The organism is Nostoc piscinale CENA21 (assembly GCF_001298445.1).
Lineage (GTDB): Bacteria > Cyanobacteriota > Cyanobacteriia > Cyanobacteriales > Nostocaceae > Nostoc_B > Nostoc_B piscinale_A.
Map to the genome: position 1 here is coordinate 3,861,353 of NZ_CP012036.1, position 26,218 is coordinate 3,887,570.

The 26,218-nt window shown below is 40.4% G+C and carries 20 protein-coding genes; 12 read left to right on the forward strand and 8 right to left on the reverse strand.

What is annotated here, in order from left to right; translation table 11 throughout:
• The first annotated feature begins 6 nt into the window (after positions 1-6).
• The 8 genes from ACX27_RS16745 (at position 7) to ACX27_RS16780 (ending at position 9,665) form a co-directional block, all read left to right on the forward strand.
• Positions 7-1,152 (forward strand): STM4015 family protein, encoded by a 1,146-nt coding sequence (locus ACX27_RS16745; protein WP_235526240.1) that lies wholly within the window; start codon positions 7-9, stop codon positions 1,150-1,152.
• Positions 1,153-1,425: 273 nt separating this feature from the next.
• Positions 1,426-2,658, forward strand: coding sequence for a leucine-rich repeat domain-containing protein (locus ACX27_RS16750; RefSeq protein ID WP_062294522.1), 1,233 nt, complete (start codon positions 1,426-1,428; stop codon positions 2,656-2,658).
• Positions 2,659-2,744: 86 nt separating this feature from the next.
• Positions 2,745-3,965 (forward strand): hypothetical protein, encoded by a 1,221-nt coding sequence (locus ACX27_RS16755; protein ID WP_062294524.1) that lies wholly within the window; start codon positions 2,745-2,747, stop codon positions 3,963-3,965.
• Positions 3,966-3,980: 15 nt separating this feature from the next.
• Positions 3,981-5,180: an STM4014 family protein gene (locus ACX27_RS16760; protein WP_062294526.1), complete on the forward strand. Its 1,200-nt coding sequence runs from the start codon at positions 3,981-3,983 to the stop codon at positions 5,178-5,180.
• A 10-nt stretch (positions 5,181-5,190) separates the two neighbouring features.
• The gene (locus tag ACX27_RS16765; RefSeq protein WP_235526241.1) at positions 5,191-5,982 is read left to right on the forward strand and encodes an STM4013/SEN3800 family hydrolase; all 792 of its coding nucleotides are present in this window, start codon (positions 5,191-5,193) and stop codon (positions 5,980-5,982) included.
• 15 nt (positions 5,983-5,997) lie between these two features.
• Positions 5,998-7,389: an STM4012 family radical SAM protein gene (locus tag ACX27_RS16770; protein WP_062294530.1), complete on the forward strand. Its 1,392-nt coding sequence runs from the start codon at positions 5,998-6,000 to the stop codon at positions 7,387-7,389.
• An 81-nt stretch (positions 7,390-7,470) separates the two neighbouring features.
• Positions 7,471-8,757 (forward strand): hypothetical protein, encoded by a 1,287-nt coding sequence (locus tag ACX27_RS16775; RefSeq protein WP_062294532.1) that lies wholly within the window; start codon positions 7,471-7,473, stop codon positions 8,755-8,757.
• Between the two features lie 41 nt (positions 8,758-8,798).
• Complete coding sequence (locus ACX27_RS16780) at positions 8,799-9,665, forward strand: STM4011 family radical SAM protein (RefSeq protein WP_062294534.1); 867 nt, start codon at positions 8,799-8,801, stop codon at positions 9,663-9,665.
• 122 nt (positions 9,666-9,787) lie between these two features.
• On the opposite strand, the gene ACX27_RS16785 is transcribed toward ACX27_RS16780, so the two are convergent.
• Complete coding sequence (locus ACX27_RS16785) at positions 9,788-10,291, reverse strand: DUF2808 domain-containing protein (RefSeq protein WP_062294536.1); 504 nt, start codon at positions 10,289-10,291, stop codon at positions 9,788-9,790.
• Positions 10,292-10,781: 490 nt separating this feature from the next.
• Here ACX27_RS16785 and ACX27_RS16790 point away from each other — a divergent pair, with 490 nt between their 5' ends.
• Genes ACX27_RS16790 through msrA form a run of 3 tightly spaced genes read left to right on the forward strand, consistent with a single transcriptional unit; the run spans position 10,782 to position 13,140 of the window.
• Entirely contained in the window at positions 10,782-11,960 is a 1,179-nt protein-coding gene (locus ACX27_RS16790; protein WP_235526242.1) for a sensor histidine kinase, read from the forward strand.
• 26 nt (positions 11,961-11,986) lie between these two features.
• Positions 11,987-12,445: a GNAT family N-acetyltransferase gene (locus tag ACX27_RS16795; protein WP_062294539.1), complete on the forward strand. Its 459-nt coding sequence runs from the start codon at positions 11,987-11,989 to the stop codon at positions 12,443-12,445.
• A 17-nt stretch (positions 12,446-12,462) separates the two neighbouring features.
• Positions 12,463-13,140, forward strand: coding sequence for a peptide-methionine (S)-S-oxide reductase MsrA (gene msrA, locus ACX27_RS16800; RefSeq protein ID WP_062294542.1), 678 nt, complete (start codon positions 12,463-12,465; stop codon positions 13,138-13,140).
• Positions 13,141-13,235: 95 nt separating this feature from the next.
• Here msrA and ACX27_RS16805 read toward each other — a convergent pair whose 3' ends face one another.
• Positions 13,236-14,405, reverse strand: a complete 1,170-nt coding sequence (locus ACX27_RS16805; protein ID WP_062294544.1) for a serine/threonine protein kinase — start codon at positions 14,403-14,405, stop codon at positions 13,236-13,238.
• 226 nt (positions 14,406-14,631) lie between these two features.
• Between ACX27_RS16805 and ACX27_RS16810 the strand changes: the two genes are divergently transcribed.
• Positions 14,632-16,173: a phytoene desaturase family protein gene (locus ACX27_RS16810; protein ID WP_144427475.1), complete on the forward strand. Its 1,542-nt coding sequence runs from the start codon at positions 14,632-14,634 to the stop codon at positions 16,171-16,173.
• 143 nt (positions 16,174-16,316) lie between these two features.
• Here the strand turns inward: ACX27_RS16810 and ACX27_RS16815 are convergent, their stop codons facing one another.
• From ACX27_RS16815 to ACX27_RS16840, 6 genes are all read right to left on the reverse strand, one after another.
• Positions 16,317-17,267, reverse strand: a complete 951-nt coding sequence (locus tag ACX27_RS16815) for a class I SAM-dependent methyltransferase (protein ID WP_062294546.1) — start codon at positions 17,265-17,267, stop codon at positions 16,317-16,319.
• 413 nt (positions 17,268-17,680) lie between these two features.
• On the reverse strand, positions 17,681-18,034 hold the full coding sequence (locus tag ACX27_RS16820; RefSeq protein ID WP_062294548.1) for a hypothetical protein: 354 nt from the start codon (positions 18,032-18,034) through the stop codon (positions 17,681-17,683).
• Between the two features lie 544 nt (positions 18,035-18,578).
• Entirely contained in the window at positions 18,579-22,463 is a 3,885-nt protein-coding gene (locus tag ACX27_RS16825) for a PAS domain S-box protein (protein ID WP_235526243.1), read from the reverse strand.
• Between the two features lie 1,078 nt (positions 22,464-23,541).
• Positions 23,542-23,691, reverse strand: coding sequence for a hypothetical protein (locus tag ACX27_RS32465; protein WP_158507393.1), 150 nt, complete (start codon positions 23,689-23,691; stop codon positions 23,542-23,544).
• Positions 23,692-23,904: 213 nt separating this feature from the next.
• Positions 23,905-24,741, reverse strand: a complete 837-nt coding sequence (locus tag ACX27_RS16835; RefSeq protein WP_062294551.1) for an alpha/beta fold hydrolase — start codon at positions 24,739-24,741, stop codon at positions 23,905-23,907.
• A 390-nt stretch (positions 24,742-25,131) separates the two neighbouring features.
• On the reverse strand, positions 25,132-26,130 hold the full coding sequence (locus tag ACX27_RS16840) for an aldo/keto reductase (RefSeq protein ID WP_062294552.1): 999 nt from the start codon (positions 26,128-26,130) through the stop codon (positions 25,132-25,134).
• Positions 26,131-26,218 lie beyond the last annotated feature (88 nt).

The following is a 26,218-nucleotide window of genomic DNA, read 5'->3' on the forward strand; positions in this document are numbered from 1 at the left end:
AGCAACATGACAAACAATCAAAATCAACCCCAGGATTATGATGCTGTATTGGGAGGACAATCACCACCGCCTCTAGATGGGGTGGTGCTGGGAGGAATTGAGGGAATTAAACGTTGTTTATCAAATCCTGTGGTGAATGTGCGAATAGCAGCACTTAGCGAAGCCTTGAAATATGGTGACGCTGGGTTGGATGTTTTAATTCAAGGTTTGCAAGATGAATCAAGATTAGTAGAACGTTTTGCTTATCGACTATTAAAGTCAAGAACAGAATCGCAAGTTAAACAAGCTTTGCAAACATATAAACCTTGGAAGTTGGAAGAAAGATTGACTCGGTATTTAGGTTGTCATACCGCTCAATTTGCTAATCGGCCAGTGGTAGAATTTAATGCAAATAGAGGTATTGTTGAACCTGTTAATCAAGCTTATGCCCTACGATGTACTTATGATGACTATGAAGAGGATTTAGCAGATAAACTTAGTAAACTTGCTCAAGCACCCAACGCCGAAAAATTGGAAGCTTTAGTATTAGGTTTATGGACAGAAACTTATGAAAATAATGCAAGTTTAATTATCCAAGCTTTAGTTAATGTCAAGCAATATTTCCCCAACCTCAAGGCTATTTTTCTGGGCGATATTCTGAGTGAAGAATGTGAAATTTCCTGGATTCAACAAAGTGATATTAGTCCTATTTTACAAGCATATCCCCAGTTAGAAGTTTTACAAGTTCGTGGTGGAGACGGTTTACAATTTAGCCCACCAATCAAACACGATAATCTCAAAGCATTAATTGTAGAAACAGGGGGCTTAAGTCGGGATACCGTCGCACAGATTTGTAATTTAAATCTGCCAGCATTAGAACATTTAGAATTATGGTTTGGCTGTGAAGATTATGGCGGAACCTGTTGGGTTGAAGATATACACCCAATTATTTTTGCAGACAAGTTTCCCAAATTAACTTATTTAGGATTATGTAATAGTCAATTTAGCGATGAAATAGCCAGTGCTATTGTAAATTCCCCAATTCTTAACTCTATCAGCGTCCTTGACTTTTCACTGGGAACCTTAAGTGATGCAGGTGCGGAAGAATTACTTAATTGTGAGGCGATTAATTATCTAGATATTCTCAATGTGTCAGAGAACTTTTTTATCTGAGGAAATGATTGATAAATTATCTGGTTTAAATGTGCGTGTCATAGCAAATGACCAGAAAGAAGAAGAGGATGATAGTTACATTCACAGCCGCTATTGTTCTGTGGCTGAGTAATTGATAATTTTCATTTGTCATTTGTGATTAGTTATTTAAACCTAAGCACCAATTAAATACTAAGTCACAAGAACCATAGCATTGTTATTTCCTCACTTGGGAATAAGTTAAGTTAAACAGTCAGTCAATAGTCAACATTAATAAATGTCAGGAAATCTTAGATGAATAACAATTCAAATCAACCTGGAGAATTTGACGCGGTACTTGGTGGAGAGGCGAAAAATCAAAACTATGCTGTAGTTTTAGGAGGAATTGAGGGAGTCAAAAATCGTCTCAATAGTGAAGATTATGAAGTAATATTTGCAGCCCTTGAAGATGCGTTGCAATATGGTGATCCAGGAGTAGATTTGATTATTGAAGCATTATATGACTCTTCAGAAGCAATACATGATTGTGCTGTTTATTTACTAGGCAAAGCGGGTATTAAAGGAAAACAGGCATTACTTGATTATGACCCTTGGTTAGTGTTTACTATATTTAAAAATTGGGGAGACCGTTATTATGAAGATAGAATATATGACCCCATAGGTAGAGCATATTGTGTGCAGAGTACAGATAGATTATCGCGTTTGCTTAAAGACTCCAAAGCTAAGGATATAGAAGCAATCAAATGCGAAGTTTATTACAGAAATCCAGAGATTAAAACCGCTTTTAAAGATTTCACTGACATACTTGTTAATGCTTGTGAATTACTCACAAACCTGAAAGCCTTATTAATTGGTGATTACTGTGATTTAATTAATATTAAATATCAAGAATCAAATATCAATGTATGTAGTATTCATCCCTTATTAAAAGCTTATCATAATTTAGAGTTACTGCACATACGTGGGTGTATGGTGAAGGAAGATATTTTAAAACCTGAACTAAAGATAGTACAAGTTCGGAATCATCAAAATAATTCTAATATTCCTATCAAATCATTGAAACATGAAAGTTTAAAAACTCTGATTGTTGATGCTGATGGTATATCTGATGCTAATTTAGCTAAAGTTTGCAATTTAGATTTACCGTCTTTAGAATACTTTGAGTTATGGCTCAATAGAAGCAACTTAAGCAAAATTAATATTGATAGTTTAGCCCCTATACTTTCAGGTGAATCTTTCCCTAACTTAGCGTACTTAGCAATAAGACAATGTGGAAATCTGAGTGAAGTGGCTCAAGCTATCGTTAATTCTCCAATTATGGAAAATTTGAAGATACTTGAATTAACAGATGGAAATCTGAGTAATGGGGATATTTTATTAAATTCTCCAGCAGTGAATCGCCTGCATACTCTCAATGTTTCAGGAAATCGTTTACATAAAGATATAATTGAGCAACTTTCTGAGTTGAAATGTCGACTAATTGCAGATTCTCAGTTTAGCGATCGCTATTACTCAGTCTGGGAATAAGCTATACCTCAAAGTAGTACAAGAATACAGAGGTTATATATAAATTTGATGCGTCGTAGATATTTTAAAAATCAGTAAAATCCAAGATGAACAATAATCCAAATCAACCCAGAGAATTTGACGCAGTAATTGGTGGCGATGCACCCGATAACCGTGCAGTGCTAGGAGGGATTGCAGGAGTCAGAAGTCGCCTAAAAAGTGGAGTTTTTGAAGTGCAGCTTGCAGCACTGACTGATGCACTAAATTATGGAAATGCAGGTTTAGATTTAATAATTGAAGCCTTGCAAAATTCCTCAACTAAAATTCATAAGATTGCTGTTGAACTATTGCAACAAACAGAAGGTAAAGTAAAGCAAGCACGTTTAGGATGTCAGCCTGGGTTATTTTTTACAACTTTGGAGGATTGGAAAGCAGAAAAGTTTAATCCTAATACTGGAATCGCTAATCCATCTGAGACAGCCTACATAGTAAATATCGAACAATTAAAGTTATTATTGCAAGACCCCCAGGCTAATCAAGTTGAAGCTTTAATTTGTCATTTATCTGGGTACGATTGTTATTACGAAGTCAGTCCTGATTTTGATAGTTATGTTGATACCCTTTATGAAGCACGTCAGCAGTTAACTAAGCTGAAAGCTTTATTTATTGGTGATAGTCGAGACAATCAATACAAAAAATCATATATAGGCGTTGGAGATATAACTTTAATATTGCAAGCTTATCCTAACCTAGAAGTACTACATATTCGTGCTTGCTGCAATGAACTTGAATGTGAAAAACTACAACATAAAAGTTTGAAAACTTTAATTATTGAAACAGCAAATCTCAGTGATGTAGCAATTTATCGTCTTTGTTCTCTCGATTTACCAGCCTTAGAGTATTTTGAATTATGGATGGGTAGAACGTCTGAAAATAGTTGTGATGATACGATTGATAGTCTCAGACCAATTCTTTTTAGTGAATCATTTCCGAATTTACAATATTTAGGTTTACATAGCGATTATGCTGATGCAATAGCCGATGCGATCGCACAATCTTCTTTCATGGCTGAATCTCCCCTTCTTGCAACCCTTGATGTACTAGATTTATCAATGGGAAATTTGACAGACAAAGGTTTGAACGCTTTGATTGAATCCGAGGCGATTATTAATTTACATACCCTGAATATTGCTCACAACTACATATCGGAAGAGTTTATTCAGGAGATAAAAGAATTATCTTTGATTGATTGTTTATTAATTGCTCATTCTCAAGAAAACAGAAGTTACGGACATATACCTTCTCGTTATTCGGCGTTATACGAATAAAAAATATATCAGAAAATGCTCAACTTCATCCTCATCGCTAACCCTGAAAATCGCCGTGTCGGTTTCCTCCAACAAGCACTAACTCATCTCAACTTACCACCAGCTACCGTAATAGATTACGCAGATTTAATCTCAGGTAAACAAACCCTGGAACAATTCAACGCACCCAATACCATTATCCGCTTCGACTCTCCAGAAAAAAACTTTGATATTGATAAAGCCATAATCGCCGCAGGTTTTAATGTATCAGATAACGGACAACATCAAAGCATCAGTCCTGGCGAAGCTATGGAATTAGAATTCGATAAAGGACGCATCCTCTACCCGCGACAGTGGTATTTAGGCTGGCGATATCTCCTGCAAAAATGGGAAACACTCTTTACTCCCCTCCTCGCTTGCGGGGAGGGGTTGGGGGTGGGGTACTTCATGAACCATCCCCAAGACATCGCAGTGATGTTTGACAAACCAGCTTGTCACGAAAGATTCAGCCGTAACAATATACCCGTTCCTCGTTCCCTAGGAAAAATTCACAATTATGAACACTTGCGCGAACAAATGCAAACCCAGGGAATAGAACGAGTATTTGTCAAACTTTCCCACGGTTCCGCCGCTTCTGGAGTTGTGGCTTATCGCGCAAATTCCCGTTTTGAATCAGCTATTACCACCGTCGAACGAGTGCGGGAAAATGGGGAAACTCTACTTTACAACTCCCGAAAAATTAGCCACTACACCCGCCGCGAAGAAATCGCCGATATCATCAATATCTTAACAGCAGAAGGCGTACAAGTTGAAGAATGGTTACCCAAAGCACATTTACAAGGATGCGGTTTTGATGTGCGCGTGGTGGTTATCAATGGGAAAGCACAGCATATCGTTGTTCGCCTTGGTAAAAGTCCGATGACAAATTTACATTTAGGGAATGAACGAGGAGATACAGAAGAATTTTTAGCAAAAGTTGGTGCGGAAAATTGGGAGATGATGAAGCGAACTTGCGAACAAGCAGCCAGCTTATTTCCTAATAGTTTGTATTGTGGAGTTGATTTATTGATTTTACCTGATTGGAAAACTCATGCAATTTTAGAAATTAATGCTTTTGGCGATTTACTACCGGGTATTTTATGGAATGGAATCGATACTTATACGAGTGAAGTTAAGGCGATTTTGGAACGAACCGCAGAGGCGCAGAGAACACAGACAATGAAGAAAAATTTTTAATATGTTTAATATGAATCAAATCGTGGGAACTCACGATATCTTATTTATTACCTTAGATACTCTACGTTATGACATAGCCAAAAACTTACTTATTCAAAAACGGACTCCTAATTTAGAAAAAGTTCTACCCAAAACAGCTTGGGAAGAACGCCACTCACCTGGAAATTTCACTTACGCGGCGCATCATGCTTTTTTTGCCGGCTTTTTACCCACACCTGTAACGCCAGGAATTCACCCCCGACTTTTTGCATTAGGATTTCAAGGAAGTACGACCACAACTGATAAAACTTGTGTGTTAGATACCTCAAATATTGTTAGTGGATTAGCTGCTAAGGGATATCACACAGTTTGCATTGGTGGAGTTGGTTTTTTTAACAAACGCAATCCTATAGGTAATGTATTTCCTTCAATGTTTGCTGAAAGTTACTGGAGTCCAGAGTTAGGTGTTACTAACCCAAAATCTACAGAAAATCAGGTAAATCTGGCGGGGAAAATTTTAGAAAAAACGCCACATAACCAACGGATATTTTTATTTATAAATATTTCGGCTTTGCATCAACCAAATTACTTTTACCTTCCCAACCCAAAGGATAAAATCGACACCATTGAATCTCACGCCGCAGCTTTGGAATATGTAGATGGTCAATTAGCCAAACTCTGGAATATTATACGCCAAAGACATTCTACTTTTTGCATTCTCTGTTCCGACCACGGGACAACTTATGGTGAAGATGGTTACACTGGACATCGGCTCAGCCATCCCGTTGTTTGGACTGTTCCTTATGCAGAGTTTATTTTATGAAAACCTTGAAAATTTATGATTAAAATCCAAAATCCTCAATCTAAAATCCAAAATCTAAAATCTAAAATTTCTCAGTCTCCTTATCAAGCATACGTTTATTCTTATCCCCACAAAACAGCTTATCGTCCTTTCAACCCACCTATATATCTTCCGGAACTTTGGACGCAGCAAGATAGACAAGCACTATTTCTTTACATACACATACCTTTTTGTGAAATGCGTTGTGGTTTCTGCAACTTGTTTACCACAGTCAGCCACAATGAAGATTTTATGAGTCAATATGTCCGCACGTTACAGCGACAGGCGCAACGGATGAAAGCGGTGTTGGGTGATGCGTCATTTGCGAGGTTCGCTATTGGTGGCGGAACTCCGACTCAGTTACCCATTGGACACCTCGAAACTATTCTCGATATCGCTGAAAATACGATGGGTGCAAAGTTGCAAGAAATTCCGATTTCTGTGGAAGTTTCACCAGAAACTGCGACTGAGGAGAAGTTAAAGTTGTTGCGATCGCACTCTATCGATCGTGTTAGCATTGGTGTCCAAAGTTTCATCGAGTCGGAAGTCTTAGCCACCCAGCGGCGTCAATCTAATACTCAAGTAGAAGCAGCTTTGACAAGGATAAAACAAGCTGGATTTCCCACTTTGAATATTGACCTGATTTACGGTTTACCCGGTCAAACCGTCGATACTTTGTTGCAATCAATACATAGTGCTTTGCGCTTTCAACCAGAAGAAATTTATCTGTATCCCTTGTATGTACGGCCGTTAACAGGTTTGGGACGCACAGAAAAAGAATGGGACGATATTCGTTTAGCTTGTTACCGCGAAGGGCGATCGCTCCTGTTATCTCAAGGTTATACTCAAGTATCTATGCGGATGTTTCGACAAGGTGGACAAGGTAGCAATTTTTCTCCCCCATCTCCCCACACTCCCCACACTTTCCCCTTCCCCTCCCCCATCTACTGCTGTCAAGCCGACGGTATGATTGGTTTAGGTTGCGGCGCACGTTCTTACACGAATACTCTGCACTATTCTAATGAGTATGCGGTAGGTGCAAAGGGAATCAGCGAGATTTTGCAAGCATATATTCAAACAGCCGATGAGTTATTTGAATACGCGCACTATGGTTTTCAATTAGATGCAGAAGAACAACGTCGGCGATATATCTTATTATCTTTACTTTCTGATGAAGGATTAAATTTCGTTAGTTATCGCCAGCGATTTGCTAGTGAAGTAGACGCTGATTTTCCCGAACTTGCAGAATTGCTAACTTTAAATTTGGCGATGAAAGATGAAGATAGTTTACACTTAACTGAATTTGGTATTGAACGTTCTGATACTATCGGCGCGTGTTTATTTTCTGAGAAAGTTCAGGAATTAATGCAGGGTTACGAGTTGAAATAGTAGAGGTTAAACCAGATTTGTATAAAAGTAATAAATTACTTTTATACAAAATTTTACATAACATCTACCGTGGAAGAAAATATGACAAACAATCAAAATAAACCGAGAGAATTTGACGCTGTACTCGGCGGAGAAGCACCGCCACCAGTACAAGGTGCTGTTTTAGGTGGAATTGAAGGTGTTAAAATACGTTTATCGAGTTCAAATATTGAAGCGAGAGTTGCGGCTTTAAGTGAAGCACTAAATCATGGTGATATAGGATTGGGTTTGGTAATTGAAGCTTTAGAAGATAAGTTTAGAAAAGTACGTCAAGCTGCGGTTAATTGTTTGCAAAATAGAAAAGAAGCTCAAGTTAAGCTGGCATTGCATAATTATAAATTTTGGAGTGGTTTTGAAAAATTAAATAGACTACCACATCAGTATGTAAGCACCTTTGCTAATCGGCAAGTTATAGAATTTGAGCCAACAACTAATATTAAGGAGACTGTTGATATTGCATACGCTTTGAGAAATACGGAGAGATATAGTAATAAACCTGAGATAACAATCGCAAATAAACTTCAATTATTGCAACAAAGTCATCTGGTAAATCAAATTGAAGCTTTAGTATTTGGCGTTTGGTTTGACAGAGAAGCAACTGATTTTAGTTCGCGCCATGTTGTGGATTCACTAGTTGCACTGCAAGCACATCTGACTAATCTCAAAGCTGTTTTTATTGGAGATATTGAGGACTCTGAATGTATGATTTCTTCAATTCCACAAAGTAATGTCAGCCCGATTTTGCAAGCTTATCCCCATCTAGAAGTATTAAAAATTCGCGGTGATGGTGGTTATAGCTATGGATATGAACCAATAAACGCAGGACTAGCTTTTAATCCATCATTAAGACACGAAAAATTAAAAGCTTTAATTATCGAATCTGGCGGACTTCGCCATCAAGTAATTAATCAAATCTGTGAACTTGAATTACCAGCGTTAGAATATCTAGAATTATGGTTGGGTAGTGAGGGATATGGTGGTACATCATCTATTAATGACTTGATGCCAATACTTTCTGGGGTATTTCCTAAACTGAAATATTTAGGATTGCGGAACAGTGAATATTCTGATGATATTGCCTTGGTAATAGTAGATTCTCCTATTCTTGAGAATTTAGTAGAGTTAGACTTTTCTATGGGAACTTTGGGTGATGAAGGCGCAGAGGCTTTGCTGAATTGTCCAGCAATACAACAACTAGATACACTGAATGTCTCTGATAATTGTCTAACTGATAATATGCTTGCAAGGTTAAAACAGTTAGATATTGAAGTTATTTCTGATAATCCACAAAAACATACAGAAGACCGCTACTGCACAGTAGCCGAATAATTTAAAAATTCAAAATGGGTATTTTTCATCTTTCAACTAATATGTACCTTACCATCCTTTATCGCGGTTCTTTAATTAGTTGCAACTACGGTTGTGAATATTGCCCCTTTGCGAAACGCCAACAAACAGCCGCAGAATTAGCTATAGATAAACAATCTTTAGAAAAGTTTGTCAATTGGATTTCCCAACATCCCCAACATCAATTTTCAATTCTATTCACCCCTTGGGGAGAAGCCTTAATCCATTCTTGGTATCAGCAAGCCTTGGTAAAATTAACCCATTTACCCAACGTTAATAAGGCTGCAATTCAAACTAATCTCTCTTGTCAACTAGATTGGGTAGAGGAATGTAACAAAGATAAATTGGCAATTTGGGCTACTTTTCATTCTGAATGGGTATCATGCGATCGCTTTTTATCTAAATGTCTTCAATTAAACCACCAAAATGTTAAATTTAGCGTCGGAGTTGTAGGCTTTCCCAAGTTTAAATCAGAAATAGCCGCTTTACGTCAAGAATTACCAAACCAAATTTATCTGTGGATTAATGCTGTCAAAGCTGAACTCCCGAATTTGTCACCAGCAGACAGAGAGTTTTTCCAATCTATCGACCCATTATATGAATTGAATACCAAACATTATCCTAGCTTTGGGCATTCTTGTCGGGCAGGAAAATCAGTAATTTCTGTTGATGGCGACGGGACAATACGCCGTTGTCATTTTATTAAATCTCCAATTGGTAATATTTATGATTCTGATTGGGAAACAGCCTTATATGAGCAACCTTGTACCAACCAGACTTGTCATTGTCACATTGGTTATGTCCATCTTGATTACTTAAATATGAATCAAATTTTTAGTTCTGGACTATTAGAAAGGATTCCCGATGATTGGACTATCCATAAATCATAAAACAGTTGGTGCAAGATGTAGCGATCGCACTAATTTTTCCTGCACCTCTGCACTTTAAAATACACGATATCACTGATTAACATACTCTCCACACTTTTAGGGCGGAGATTCTAGCTTAAACATCAATTGGTATTTTTATAAGGAAGGTCAATTCTCGCTGTACCTACAGGAATTTCCCCTTGTAAACCAGTTCGTCTAGCTGTTACTCCGTAGAGTAATATTCTCCCATCTAAAATTTTTGTTTGTACACCTGTAAATTGCACTTCTACAGACTTACCAGCAGCTATTGGTTGATCAAACGTAATTGACAACCGTTCTTTCGTGATTTCTGTTTTCGCTGCAATTTCTTTACCCGAATCATCTACCACTCGAACATTAGAAAAACGTTCCATTTGGTTTGGTAGAGAAATCATTAAGTCTTGTACGGACATCCCCAGTACTGCAACTTTAATGAAGTGTGTATCATTTTTCACTCCAGAGTTAGTAATAGTCGGAACATTAACTGTATACGCAACTTGAGCCGATGATGCAGAATCTAGCTGTTGAGATTTAGTTGGGGTAGCTATAGCCGTAGAGGCGGTAGTGAGTATTAAAGCAGACAAACTACCAAATATTAAAGCTTTCATAATCAAACCTCACTTTGGGGTGAAATAATATCTTGGTGTTGTGCAATCCATCTACATCAATACATTAGTTTATTAATATGAAAAAAGACTGAATAAGAAATTAAATTTTATAAAGAATCTGCTTTAATTTTCACAGAAAAAATAATTGCCAAAGCTCATAATGCTTACAAAACAAGGGTTGTACACCATACAACACCTAACTTTTACTGGCTCTATACAGAGTTATAAACACCCGTTAATAGAGGGTGTTTTAGAGATTCAATCCCTACTTAAGAACGGGAGAAATCCAATAATTTATGTATTGATAATAAAATAATGCCAAATCGTTCTGAATAAGCTTTCAGCAAAAGCTTTAACTCTATTCAGGAAAAACTAATTTTTCTGGAGGAAACATCGATTAGATTTGAACTGTGGAAAGTGCAAGATGTAAATCTACCTTGTCTTGCTTGTCCGCCTAGTCTACCTTGTCTCTTTTGTTCATATACAAGATATGCCAATAAATTTTGGGGAAAATTTTAAAAGAAAATTAGCCGAATTTTTTGTTGCCAGAATTGACACTGCTTCACTACATTTTCGGTTGACTGTTGGCATTATCTTAATTGTGACATTTGGAATAAGTAGCTTTACGCTCTGGGCTGGATGGGAAATCAAACAATGTTTGATGCCTGCTCATCAAAATTATGGTATGGCTGATAATTATCAACTGTGGACTGTGATTCAAAGTTTGGGAATGATGAGTATTTTTTCTCTGATTATCACCACAGTTTTGACTACTTTATTTATTAAGCGATCGCTCTTACCATTACAACAGATTAATCAATGGGCAGAAACCTGCACAACTGAACTCACTCCCCACCAATTAGGCTTGCATCAAACACCAAGCGAAATTCAAGAATTAGCCCAGACATGGATAGAATTTTTAAGCAAACTTTCTGAAGCCAAAGAACAGCAACGCCAGTTATTCAGCGATTTAGCCCACGAGTTACGCACACCTTTGAGTGTGGTGTATGGATATCTGCAAAGAAGTCTCCAACGCAGTCATAATTTAGCTGCTTCCCAAAAAGAAACGCTCGAAATGGCTGTTTCTGACGCGGCAAGAATGAATCATATCCTCCAAGACTTGCTAGACTTAGCACGGGCGGATAACAGCGCGATTCCCTGTCCCCGCGAAACTGAACCACTCTTACTTAATGATGTAGTTGTAGCCGTCGCCGAGATGACAGAAAAATTCCATCATCGGGAAATTCAGCTAGAAATCGCTCCTTTTCCTGTTCAAGTCAAAGCCGAACGCCAACAGCTAATGCAGATATTAAACAATTTGATTACTAATGCCGTGAAATATTCTGCTACTGGTGAGCCAATTATTTTACATCTCACCCAAACGGAAGATGTGGCAATGATTCAAGTCAGCGACAAAGGATGTGGTATTCCCTTATTAGAACAGTCCCGCATTTTTGAACCATTTTATCGCTTAGATTCTTCTCGCACCCGTGCTACAGGCGGTACTGGTATGGGTTTATGTATCGTCAAACGCCTTGTAGAGTGTATTGGCGGTACAGTTGAACTCCGCTCAGAACTTGGGAATGGTAGTAGTTTTATCTTGAAATTACCTGCATTAGAAGTAAAAGAAAGGAACCAAGAAAATCTCATTCCCTACCTTCACGAGTAAGTTCAGAAATCAAATCGGATTGTTATATGAACATTAACTTTAAAGCAGGAGAAAATAATGATGTTGAAACACTTTTAGTTTTAATCCAAGAATTTTATCAACTAGATGGTTATCTCTCCTTTAATGCAGTGGTTGTTCGTCATGCGTTGATTCAATTACTGAATGAAGAGTCTATAGGCCGAATCTGGTTAATTCAACATCAAAATCAAGCAATTGGTTATGTTATTCTCTCATTTGGTTATAGTTTGGAATACGGAGGACGAGATGCTTTTATTGATGAAATATATATTAATCCAGCTTATCAAGGTCAAGGCATCGGCAAACAAACAATTAAGTTTTTAGAGGAGGTCTGCATTTCTCTGAATATTCAAGCATTACATTTAGAAGTTGAAAGAGAAAATACATCTGCCCAAAATTTTTATCATCGAGTGGGATTTAAAGATAGCGATCGCTATCTCATGACTAAAAAACTAAATCAATCATAAAAGGAGTTCATACAATCATGTCAAATAGCAACTTAACACTTTCTCGTAACCTAGTACGCAACTTGTCCATCATCACTTTGAGTTTCATCCTCTTGTATGGTGCATCGCGGATATTATTTCCGACTCCCGCCAGTGATATTTCCACCACTACACCCCAAACCAAGCAAGTAGCCGTTTTTGGTGGTGGCTGCTTTTGGGGAATGGAAGCAGTATTTGAGCATCTCAATGGTGTGTCTGATGTGGTTTCTGGTTTTTCTGGCGGCGATGCGATGACCGCAGACTACTCACTTGTGAGTTCTGGCTTCACCAATCACGCGGAATCAGTAAAAATCACTTATGATCCCTCAAAGATTTCTTACGAACAACTATTAAAAGTTTACTTTTTAGTAGCCCACGACCCGACACAGTTAAATCGCCAAGGGCCGGATTCTGGTAGACAATATCGTTCAGTAATATTTTTTGCTAACAATGAACAAAAACAAGAAGCACAAAAATATATTGATCAACTTAATCAGCAGAAAATATTTAAGCAAAAAATTGTCACCGAAATCAGCCAATTAAAAGGTTTTTATCAAGCTGAAGAATACCATCAAAACTACATAGCCCGTAATCCCGATAGTCGCTATGTCGTAGCCCATGACTTGCCAAAATTGGCTAAACTTCAGTCTACATTTCCTGAAATTTATAATAAATAGGACTTGCTGAAAAATTTATCTGTGTGTGTGTTCAGATCCCCGACTTTTTCAAAAATTCGGGGATCTATGACCTCTCTACAACAACTCAGACAGCCTTAGAATATTGACTTCAACGCGAGAAATGCCGTAATCCACAAAATTAAACTTATGGGTGCGCCGACGAGGATTCCCGCGATCGCCCAACCACGTTGATGTTCTTTAAAATGTTCAATACTGCGCCATTGTCTACTTCTCCAAGCCCATTCATTGCCTTTTGCCCCCATTGCGATCGCCATAAACCAACCAATCTGCGGTACAAAACAAAATAAGCCACACCATACCTGATTAGTCCATAACCATAACCAAGGTAATAAAAAAGCCCCCCAATTCCATCCCAAAATCTCTTCTGGTACTGGTTCTGTAGAATTAATCCCACAACCAGAATTATTAATTATCTTATTGTTTACAGGCTTAACAGCCAGATTAGATTTTAAAGCTTCAATTGCTTGGCGAGCATTGCTAAAGCGTTGTTCCGGCGCAGGTTCAGTCATCTTTTGTAACCAGCGCACAAAACTAGAACTCACGTTAACTCTATCAGCGAATTGCAACCGCAAATCTTGTTGCGGTAAATCACCAGGAGGAACACCAGTTAATAAATGAATTAACGATGCACCCAAGGCATACAAGTCAGAAGCCGGAACAGCGCGACCACCAAATTGTTCCATCGGTGCATAACCATAAGTCCCAACCACCGTAAAAGTCACGCCTTCTTTAGCGGCTTTATCTTGGACTGCACCAAAATCTACCAAATATATCTGATTATCTTCACCCCAAATTAAATTACTGGGCTTGATATCCCGATGCAACACACCAGGATTCAACTCATGCAGATATATCAGAATTTTTAAAACCTCAGTCGCAATTTTCCGGGCGTGCTTTTCTGTGCAGCGTTTACCAACTGCCAGTTTTTCTTTGAGTGACTCCCCAGGAATATATTCTTGGACTAAGCCAAACCATAATGTCCGGTCATCAACACAAAAGTAATCAATGTATTGCGGAATGCGCGGATGTTTGAGTTGTTTGAGAATTTGTGCTTCTCGTTCAAACAACTTCAAATCATCCCACTGCACAGTTCCGCCGAACGCCAAAAGTTTGACCACAACTAATGATTCTTCTCCATCAGCAGCTTGTAAATCTTTGGCCAGCCAAGTTTGGCGAATGCCATTATTACCGAGTTGCTGTTGGATTTGATAACGGTGGTGTATTATCTGTTCTATTTGCAGCATCAAACACCTGCTGGCAATTTACGCTAAGGTGATTCCCCTACTATTCCAGGATAGACATTACACAGAGAATTTGGGGGCAGATGTTTACCAAAAACCACTCAAAAGTCGCACTCACCTTGATTTCATCACTTCAACTTGGCTATTTATCAAAAATCTCACCTTTGTTTCGATTCATAAACTTCGGTACTAAGCTAATAAAAGTTTGGGCGTTGTTGCGAGAAAAGCTGTGAAACAAACAGATGTTGTCGTTATCGGTAGCGGTATGGGTGGTTTAAGTTGTGCGGCGATGTTGGCGAGATATGGCTTTGATGTCATTGTCTGCGAAAGTCATACCATTGCTGGCGGTGCAGCCCACGCTTTTGAACGTCAAGGATATAAATTTGACTCCGGGCCATCTCTGTATTCGGGATTATCTTATAGTCCATCTCCTAACCCGTTACGGCAAGTCCTAGACGCTCTTGGTTCACAACTGCCGTGCGTCAACTACAATACTTGGGGTTGCTGTTTACCAGAAGGCGATTTTGACACATCGGTAGGAGCAGAACAATTTTGTGATGTGTTAGCCAGACTACGCGGTGAAGATGCGGTTGTTCAATGGCGAAAGTTACAACAAATAATGGCTCCTCTAGCCCAGGCTGCGATCGCTCTGCCACCGGCTGCGTTACGTTTGGATATAGGTGCAGCTGTCACCGTCAGCCGTTTTGCGCCTACTTTAGCCCGTCATACTGGTAATGTCCTCAAATTAACTGGGTCTTTCTCTCGCATTATGGATGGTGTTGTCAGTGACCCATTTATCCGCAACTGGCTGAATATGTTGTGTTTCCTTCTCTCTGGGCTACCCGCTTCGGGAACTAACGCCGCAGAGGTAGCTTTCATGTTTGCTGACTGGTATCGCCCAGGAGTCCAGCTAGATTATCCAGTCGGCGGGAGTGGTGCTTTAGTCAATGCTTTGGTGCAGGGTTTGGAAAAACACGGCGGCGAGTTAAAACTAGGGGCGCATATTGAACAAGTATTAGTCAAAGATAACCGGGCTATTGGTGTGCGTTTGCGGAACGGTGAAGAAATTCGGGCGCGGCGGGCTGTAGTTTCTAATGCTTCGGTTTGGGACACACTGAAGTTAGTTCCGCCAGAAGCCTTACCAGCAAAATTTCGCCGCCAACGCCAAGCAACACCTGAGTGTGATAGTTTTATGCACCTCCACTTAGGTATTGATGCTCAAGGTTTACCAGCTAATTTAGCCTGTCACCACATCATCGTGAATGATTGGGACAAGGGCATCACAGCACCGCAAAATCTAGTATTAGTATCGATTCCCTCAGTCATTGACCCATCTCTTGCGCCTCCAGGCAAGCATGTAATTCACGTTTATACCCCAGGGAATGAACCTTATAGCCTTTGGGAAGGGATGGACAGAAAAAGTTCAGAGTATGAACAACAAAAGCGATCGCGTTCTCAAATTATGTGGCAAGCTCTAGAACGGATCATTCCTGATATTCACTCTCGTTGCGAAATTACATTAGTTGGTACACCCCTCACCCACGAACGCTTTTTACGCCGTCACCGTGGTTCTTATGGCCCAGCCATTTCCGCCGATGTTGGTTTATTCCCCAGTTCCCTAACACCCCTATCAGGCTTGATGTGTTGTGGTGACTCAACATTCCCCGGTATCGGTTTGCCCGCCGTCGCCGCCAGTGGCATGATAGTCGCCAATACCCTCGCCCCTGTAGGTCAGCATTTAGCAATGCTCAAGGATATTGGCTGTATTTAATTGACGTGGTGAGACGATTAATCAACGGTTTGGGAGAGGGTGTAAGTGTTCAAAATCCTTACACCCTTTTCTAGAACCTTAACTACTAGGTAGAGAGGCTATTCTGATTCTGAATTCTGTCTCCTGACTCCTGAATTCTACTATTAAGAAGGCTTTTTCCCGATAATTGTCCGGTGACGGGGGTCACTGGCGACTTCAATTGTGGGTGAAAAGCCTGCTTCCTCTAAGGCTGCTGGAATATCGAAACCGTAATAATCATCACTCCAGGGTTCCGTACTTTTCATTAAAGTATACAGAGCGGGTGGGAGATTTTGAATTACAGGCGATCGCGGGTTATTATCTACCAAAGCAATATAACCACCCGGTCTGAGTAGTCGTTTAGCTTCCACGAAAATTTCTTTGCTGGCGTAGCTTGGCAATTCATGACAGACAAACTGGAGTGTCACCAAATCAAAGGAATTATCTGGTAAGCCTGTATTTTCAGCTTTAGCATGAACCCATTGGGAAATTTCATTATTGACATCCCTCGCCTTAGCCACAGCCAGCATATACGGCGACAAATCTAAACCCACAGTCCGAATTGGTTGCTCTTGTTTCTCTTGATAGAAACGGTGTAGCGCCATCGTAGATAAACCTATGGAGCAGCCAATGTCCAAAATTTCCCTCACCTGCAAAGGGCCGTAAGCTGCCAAAGCATCATGAAAAGTACCTCTAAGCCTGGCGTGAGCCGCTTCCCAAGAGAGGTTTTCTTGCGGCCAAACACGCAAAGACATAGCATAGGTAGCTGACTCCGCTTCAAAAGCCGCTTCCCAACAAAGATTACCCTCAGCGTAAGCGTGGAATGGTACTTTGTAATATTCTGGATACACAATTCCTGGGTTAGTAACTGCCCCTAGCAATTGTTTTGTCATTAGCCCTTGTAGGGCTTCAGAGTTTTTGCGCCAGGGAATCCCATTCTTTTCGGCTGTTGTGATTAATACTTGCCGAGCTTGGTATTTCATCACATTGTAAATAGGTTTGGTCTGGATTAGCAGATTAACGAACTTGGAGAGTATGCTTTCACCAGCCCAATCAGGTTTGACTTTATTTTTCATCACTTTGAGGAAATGAAGCGATAATTGCCTATACCTATTTTAGGTTTGATTGCTGCTTTCAAAAGCATCGTTTTTTCTATTCTTGCTTTTATAGCAGAAGGACGACAGTCGCTACAACGGGGGGAACCCCCGCAACGCGCTGTCTCCAGGAGGTAGAAGGCAGGAGGCAGGAGGAAAAGTCTTACTATTCCTGGCATTCAAGCTTTCAAATTGTCCTAACATATCTGACTACCACTATAACTTCCCCAATTTAAGGCTCTTGTGTCATTTAACCCCAGTCAGTGAGGTGTGTTAGGCGTAAGCCGAAACGCACAATCTTTCTCGGTGCGTTTCGGCTAATTCTCACTTTTCTGAGTTCCGAAATTCTTTCATAGCCGTAACACACCCTACTTCAATATTTACCAGGAAATCAACTAATAACTATTTTTATCTAAGAGCGTTTCAAATTCTGCTTGCAAAGCCCTAATATCTGCAAGTCTGGCTACAACTAAATTATTTTGTCCAGCGTCACTTAAACGTGCTTTCCAATATTGAATACTCTCGGAATGATTCACCCAAAACTTAACTACTGTGTCTACTACTTGGTCTAAATCCCAGCCCCATTTTGCGGGTACAGGTTCGACTGTTGCGATAAACGCATCAAGTGTACAGATGTGTGTACCTAAGTATTCCACCCCTACATACTGTGGTTTTTGCATACTCTGCTGTTGATGGTTGAAAAACTGCAAAACGGGCGATACACCAACAATATCAAAAGTATATTTCATTGAGTTCATCCCAATAATTTACTACTTACAAGGAGATTTATCTGGTGAAAATTATGGTTAAAAAATGTCTAAACTCATCTCTATAAAAAGAGTATTCTTTAATTATATCCGAGGAAACAAAGTTCCTTATTTATTAGCACTCACTAGCTTAGAGTGCTAATTCTTAGCCTATTTAATTGCTGTATTAATAAAGAGTTTCCAGTATACTTTTCCAAAATCAATCTAGTTTTAATAATTTTTTAACTTTTAGATTTTAAAACTTGTATTTTGGCAATCACTTGCTGGTAAGCTGCTGTATCTAGAGCATCAGAAGTAAATAAATACAAAAACCGCAGCCAGATAATTAATCAGCTGCGGTGTGATAATTATGCTGTAGGTATTATTTCTTAGGTTGTGCTTAAGTCACAACATCTTTGACTCTACATTTTTTTTTAGAAACGTGACATAAATGGCCGCTCAAAGCACAAGTAAACCAATAAGCCATGATGAGTGCGATCGCTCCAAGTCCAGGGATAATTACAATGCGCTAAAAGTAAGCAATGTTCTACTCTTTAAGCCTGATTACATTCGATAGAGTAGTCAATAAATCTGTAGTTGTGTAGGGCTTAGAGAGAAATTTGTCTGCACCAGCCGCGATCGCTTTTTGCTCATTGGCGGGTAAGCCACTGGTAGCAACTATCTTGACGTTGGGGTTGATGGTTCGCAGGGTGCGGATGGCGGTTAATCCGTCCATGTTGGGCATAACCATATCTAGCAAGACGGCACTGATTTCTGGTTGATATTCAACATAGAGAGCGATCGCCTCAATGCCATCGTTAGCTATCAAAATTTTATAGTTATAATCCGCTAGGGCTTCTTGTACAGTTTGTTGGACGATTGTTTCATCATCGACAACTAAAATCAACTCGCCGTTACCTCTAGGCAATTCTGTCTTTGCTATGGACTCGGTTGCTGTTCCTTCTCCTCTGAGTAAGAACACCTGAAATTCTGTGCCTTGACCTACCTGACTGGCCACTTCTACAAAACCGCCGTGGTTCTTGACGATACCTAAAACCGTTGATAGCCCTAGCCCTGTACCTTTACCGACTTCTTTCGTAGTAAAAAAGGGATCAAATATGCGTTCTAAGATTTCTGGCGGAATTCCTGTGCCTGTATCTGAGATGGTGACAACAATGTAGTCTCCTGCTTTCGACTCTAGGTGCATTCGGGCATAGGTAGAGTCAATTACCCGATTGGCGGCAGTGATGGTAAGCTTACCACCATTGGGCATAGCATCACGGGCATTGACTGCCAAGTTCATGAACACCTGTTCTAATTGGGTGGGATCGGCATACACCATCCACAAGGTGTTTGTCGGAATATCAGTAATAATTTCAATGGATTTCGGAAATGTCTGTTGGATGACTTTGGCTAATTCTTTGAGCAAGTGTCCAGGTTGCAGGAGGATGCGTTGACCTTCGGTACCACGGGCAAAGGTGAGAATTTGTTTTACTAAATCAGAGCCACGCTTGGAGCTAGTTTCTAGAGTTTTGAACAGTTCTTGAGTCCTTGTATCCACATTTTTACATCTGGAAGGCAACAATTGGGCAATCATGACAATGGGAGCAAAGACGTTGTTAAGGTCGTGGGCAATGCCACTGGCGAGAGTTCCTATACTCTCCAAGCGTTGAGCGCGGTAAAATTGTTGCTCTAGTTGTTTTTTCTCAGTGATGTCGGTGTTAACTACTAAGATGGATTGGGGTTCGCCAAATTGATTGTTTACCAGTGTCCACCGACTAGCAACAATAATTTCTCTGCCACTTTTAGTGACTTGTTCTAACTCACCTTGCCAAGCACCTTGTTCGATAGTAGTTTGTAAACCTACTTCGAGTTGCGATAATGATTCTCTGTAAAATATTTCATGAGCTAATTTCCCCACAGTTTCCTCTGCTGTCCAACCGTATAAGTTTTCCGCCCCTCGACTCCAGAACAATATGCGGTTTGCTAAATCATGGACAAAAATAGCATCGGTGGCGATATCAATTAAAGCTGCTTGTTCTTGAATTTTCTCTTGTGCTTGTTTGCGTTCAGTGATGTCTGTGTCCGCAACTGTGACTATCCAGCAATTTGCAACTTCATCATATCGAGATGTAAAAGTCCCTGAAATCCAGCGTACACTACCATTTTTGTGATAAAAACGATACTGTACTGTCACCGTGGTTTCCGCCAACAAATTTTCTAAGGCAGGCATGAAAATATTTTCCAGGTCTTCTGGAAACACCCGTGACCTCCAGCAATACTTATCCATCATTTCTTGTTGAGTGTAACCAAAGATGCCTTCACATCCTGCTGATTGGTAATCATATTCCCAATCAAGATTAGCAAACAGGCGCAAACGAGCTATTGAGATTGCTGAACTGTTAAGGATATCTCGGAGCTTCGCTTCTGATTGTTGGAGGTTAAATTCTAGTTGCTTTTTTTCAGTGATATCCATATTCACTCCAATCATCTGGAGTGGCTCACCAGTGGTTTTGCTGTATAATACTTGACCTTTACACAATGACCAACCAACTGTACCATCTGGGTAAAGAAACCGGAATTCAATATCATGGGGTACTTGCTGGTCAATGGCTCGCAAAACTGATTGATGTAGCCGTTCGCGGTCTTCAGGATGGACAATTTGATTTAAAAAATTTTCATAGCTGACATCAAACGTATCAGGGGTTAAACCAAATAAAGAAAACAGATGATCAGACCAGATAACTTCATTGGTTTGCAAATCCCAGTCCCAAGTGCCAGTATTACCAGCCCAGAGTGCTAGTTTTAGCCGTTGCTCACTTTTTTGCAGATTTGCCTTAGCTTGTTGGCGCTCTGTAATGTCCTGATGCACCCCAATCATCCGGAGTGGCTGACCAGTTTCATCGTAGAAGACGCTTCCTTTGCCATGTACCCAGTGTACTGTACCATTCAGCCATACTACCCGAAACTCGATATTACAGTTGGTATGCTGATCAATAGACTGCTTCAGGTGTTGTTCTACAAATTCTCGGTCTTCAGGGTGGATGAAATTTACAAATGATTCAAACCTGTTGTTGAATGTCTGGGGATCGATATCAAATAGAGAACACATACTCTCAGACCAGACCACCTCATTAGTTTGCAGATTCCAGTCCCACATACCTGTGTTGCTGGCTGAGAGTGCGAGTTGTAGCCGTTGCTCGCTGTTTTGTAGATTTGCCTTAGCTTGCTGGCGATCGCTCACATCCCGGATGATGGAAAGATGGCGATGTGGTATAAAATTGGCAACCGCCGCAAATTCTGTTGCTCGTACTGTGCCGTTGGGACGATGCAATTGAAACTCACCCGACATTTGTTCTTGTTCACGGAACTGTTGCCAAGCTTGGGTAAAATTAAATTCTGGTGCGGCAAAATCCGCAATTGTGGAACCTAAAAGTTCTTCCCTAGATACACCAAATAATTCGCAAGCTGCTGCATTGACATCCACATAACGTCCCTCATCATTCGCAATCAGGATTGCATCCAAAGCGTGATCAAACAAGGCTTGCAACTGCTGTTCACGCCGTCGCAGACGTGCATTAGCTTGCACCAGTTCGGCTGTCCGCTCCACCACCCGCAACTCTAGTTCTTGTTGTACTTGGCGTAGTGATTCCTCAACTTGCTGGTGTTGTTTGATTTGTGCTTCTAACTGCTGGTTGGTTTGCCTGAGTTGAACAGTTTGCTCCTCAACTTTGGTTTGCAAGGCTTGGATGACGTTGACTATTTCTAGGGGATCAAACACTTGCAAAAGATTGGTTTGTGTCACCAGTCCTTGCAGTTCTCCTTGTTCATCTATTACAACTACCCGCTTAATACCTTGCTCTTGCATCAACTGGTGAACAGTCCACAAAGATTCACTTGGACTGACACTTAATACAGGGGTACTCATTACGGCTTGCACCTGAGTTTGAGCCATATCTAGTCCCTGTAACTGGAGTTTGAGAATATCTTTCTCGGTGATTATCCCCACCGGAATCAACTTTGTCGGTTGTGGGGCGACAATGACGACGCAACTGATGCGGCGATCGCTCATCATCTGAGATAATTCCAACACGGATATCGTTGGTAGCGCATGAATTACTTCCCTAACCATCACCTCTGCCACACATCGCAGTTTCAGCAGATGCGCTGGTTGGATCACCTGACGTATTCTGTCTTGAGTAATCAAGCCTAACAATTGCCCTTGCTCATCTACCACAGCCAAATGGCGAATGTGATGCTGGCGCATGAAAGTTAAGGCGGTGAGAGCATTTTGAGCCGCAGCTCGTGTCAAGCTAATGACTGGCTGAGTCATCACATCGGAAATTTTTACCCTGGATAAATCTACCCCTGCACCAATGAGCCTGACTACATCACGTAGAGTTAATATACCTACTAAGTTTTTTTTGCTCAACTACTAAAACACAACTACTAAAATTAGATGCAGAATCCACTGTACTGCTGCTTACCGGATTCATGAGAGCAATTAAATCAACGAGCAGAGTATCCGGTAACACAGTTAAAGGGTAACATTCCATTACCTGCTCTAAGGTAGGTAAATCCACAGGATAAAGTGATGGCATTAGTTAAGTGTTTCCGTGAAAGCAATAAAAAAGTGATATTAAAAATCTGAACAGCAAAAAATCAGCTTAAAAAGTCTGAATTCTCAAACCAGATGACAAAATTTAGCTTTTTTCTCAAATCACAGTTCTGATGTTAATTTGGGCTAATATACTGAGATATTATTTTGTAAGTTTAATAACTTTTTATGATTAAATACCTTAGATTGATTATACAACTATTTACAAAACACAAACTAAGCAACTCTAGGAGTTAATTTCTTTCCAAGGATTGTTACAGTATAAAAAATATCAAGATTTTGAAAATTAATGTGGTTTGCTCCGCCTCCGTATTTAGCTTTTAATAAAAAAAACTATTTTAATTAGGTGAAAATTTGATTTATAGTTATGACAAAAACATCAGTATCTAGCGGTTTTACTAGTTGTAAAAAGAGCTAAAATTTTTGCATAATGCTATTTTGGCAAGCTGGTGTAATCGCTAATCGCTTGCTGCTATTATTAGAAAATGCGTGATATTCCATGATCACAAAATCCAAAGGAGATAGCGGTTTTCTCCTATAGCTAACCCAGCCAATGCGTCGCAAGGAAGTTATGCAGTATTGGCAGATGAAAGCTTTACCATTGACGCATTTGAGTCAGTAAACAGATTTTTCCTGGAATTAATTTTCTTACTTGCGCCCTATTTGATACGACAATCTGGCGTTTCCTCGTCTGCTGAGGTACAAATTTATCTGTTTCCATCGGCGTTTATCAGCGTAGCCAGTGGCAAGCCGCTTAAGCGTCTACATCTGCGGTTAATTATTCTGGCTTGTATCTCACTAGAATGAGAACCGCGATAAATATAATTTTCGCGCAATCATTATTGTAATCGTGTTGGATTTTACCAAAAATATTTTTTTATTTAGGTTGTGCTTAAGTCACAACATCTTTGACTCTACATTTTTTTTTAGAAACGTGACATAAATGGCCGCTCAAAGCACAAGTAAACCAATAAGCCATGATGAGTGCGATCGCCCCAACTCTAGCGATAATGACAATGCCCTCAAAGTAAGCAAATTCCACCCTGAATTTCTTACTAACACTTGTCACACCCAGATAAATCAATGCTTTTGAGAGCCAGTGTTGTGTATCTCTATTGCCCGGTCGAAGTAAGAGCGATCGGCTTACTTTTGTTTCTTACTGTAATGTCGCGCTTATTTGCAGCCATAAATGTGGATACTGTTCAGGTTTATCAAGAAAAGAAAGCTGACTAGCAACCGTTAACCAGTTCAAAAATCACGATAGAAACTCTAGAACTAGCTGATTAAATTTTTGTGGATGCTCAATCGGACTCCAATGACCGCACTCTTCAATAATCTCCAACTGAGCATGAGAAATAATCTTAACGGCATTCTGAGCATGGGTTAGAGGAACCATCGGATCTTGTCTGCCCCAAATAATTAGGGTCGGAACCTCGATAGTATGCAATTTGTCAGTAATTGAGTGATAGAATTGCCCCCAGATATTAAAGTTTGAACGACCTAGATTTAATGTTGCTTGTGCTGCTCCAGGAAGCGTTGCCATTTGATAAAACTCTTCGACAATTTCATCAGTGATGAGTTTTGAGTCGTACACTGCCTGTTTACACAACATCGCTACACCTGATTTGCTTGGTGAACTAAACAACTTACCTAAACCAGGAATTGTGGTAACTCGAAGCAGAAAATTAAGTTCTTTCCCAAGACCAGCACTGCCAACCAGAATTAGTCGCTCAACTAATTGTGGGAAGTTCAACGTTAAAGTGAGTGCTACTCCACCGCCCGCAGAAGTGCCAATCAAAATTGCCTTGGGGATCTCTAAAACCTTCATGAAATCTCGCGTGAACTGAGCCATGAAGTCAAAGGTGTAATGAGCAGCATCGGGTTTATCGGAGCGACCTGCACCCACCATATCAAACGCATAAACGCGATGATGTTTGGCTAATTCAAGGATATTGTACTTCCACAACTCAATGTAACCGCCACCGCCATGAAGCAAAATGACCGTGCTGCCTGAATCTCCAGCTTGCCAATATCGGGTATTTACAGAGCCGACTTTGACATACTGATCTTGCAATTGTTCAGCTTGATTCATCTCAACCTTACCAAACTGTAACTTGGACTTTAATTTTCAACTCTTAGCGATCTGTTCAAAATTATCTTAGTCTCAAACACCAACAAGCAATCTCTCAACCATGCCCAACCCCTAATTGAGCGACAGCGGCAACGAGGAAAGGGCAAACACGACTCATTTACTAAAACCCCTAGACCGTTGTTTGTGCTGTTCTATTTCTCGCTCCTGCGCTTCAATTAAAATCTCATTCCAAGTCAGCCCAGACGGTTCATTTCTTTTGGCTTGCGGTAGCTCTGGGTTTTTTAGAAGCAGAGTTTAACAGACAGTGGGGAGCGGTTGTACGCACTTACTGCTGCCACGAAAAACTCCGAAAACTACCAATGCGTCGCACCCCACTCCCAAAAATTGCTGTTAGCGTTCGCTGTCTAACATCTTCATCTGATGCTCGTCGTAACGTGTTCCGGCGATCGCTGATGCCGGAATCGCCGCTTCGATACGGGTTAACTCCTCTGATGATAATTCCACCTCAACTGCTTTTAATGATTCTTCAAGTTGGGTGCGCTTGCGTGCGCCGATTAATGGAATAATATTTCTACCTTTTGCAAGTACCCAGGCAATGGCCAACTGTGAAGGACTAACTCCTTTACTTGCAGCAATTTGCTTTAACTCTTCAACAAAACGCTGGTTTTGGGCTAGGTTTTCTTCCCTAAAACGCGGTAAATAAGCACGGAAGTCGCCTTGAGCAGATGGAGTAGAACCACTCAGTAGCCCTCGCGAAAGAACGCCATAGGCAGTTACGCCGATACCAAGTTCTTCTAGTACGGGAAATATCTCGGTTTCTGGACTACGACTAATAAGCGAGTACTCAATCTGAAGGTCGCTGATGGGGTGAACAGCTTGTGCGCGGCGGATAGTATCTACTCCCACCTCTGATAAACCGATATATCGGACATAGCCAGCCTTTATTAGTTCAGCGATTGCTCCTATGGTGTCTTCAATAGGAACTTGTGGGTCTAGTCGAGCAGGGCGGTAAATATCGATATGGTCTACTCCCAATCGGGTAAGACTATACGCTGCGAAATTTTTCACGGCAGAGGGCCGTGCATCTGTACCAATCCATCCACCATCAGGAGAGCGCATTGCGCCAAATTTCACAGAAAGCAGAGCTTTGTCTTGGTGGCCTTTCAGCGCACGACCAATTAGCATTTCATTATGTCCGGTACCGTAGAAATCACCTGTATCTAGCAGTGTTACACCGTAATCAAGAGCTGCGTGGATGGTGGCAATACTTTCGTTGTCGTCCGCCGCACCGTACATTCCGGACATACCCATACATCCAAGAGCCAAGGGGAAAACAGTTAGACCAGTAGAGCCAATTTCACGAAGCTCGATTCTATGTTCAGTGGTCATAATTTTTTTCCAATTGTTCTGTGTTTACCCTAAACGAACTAGTTTCAATTCGCAACAAGGCATCAGTCGGAGCATCCTTTGAGAATCC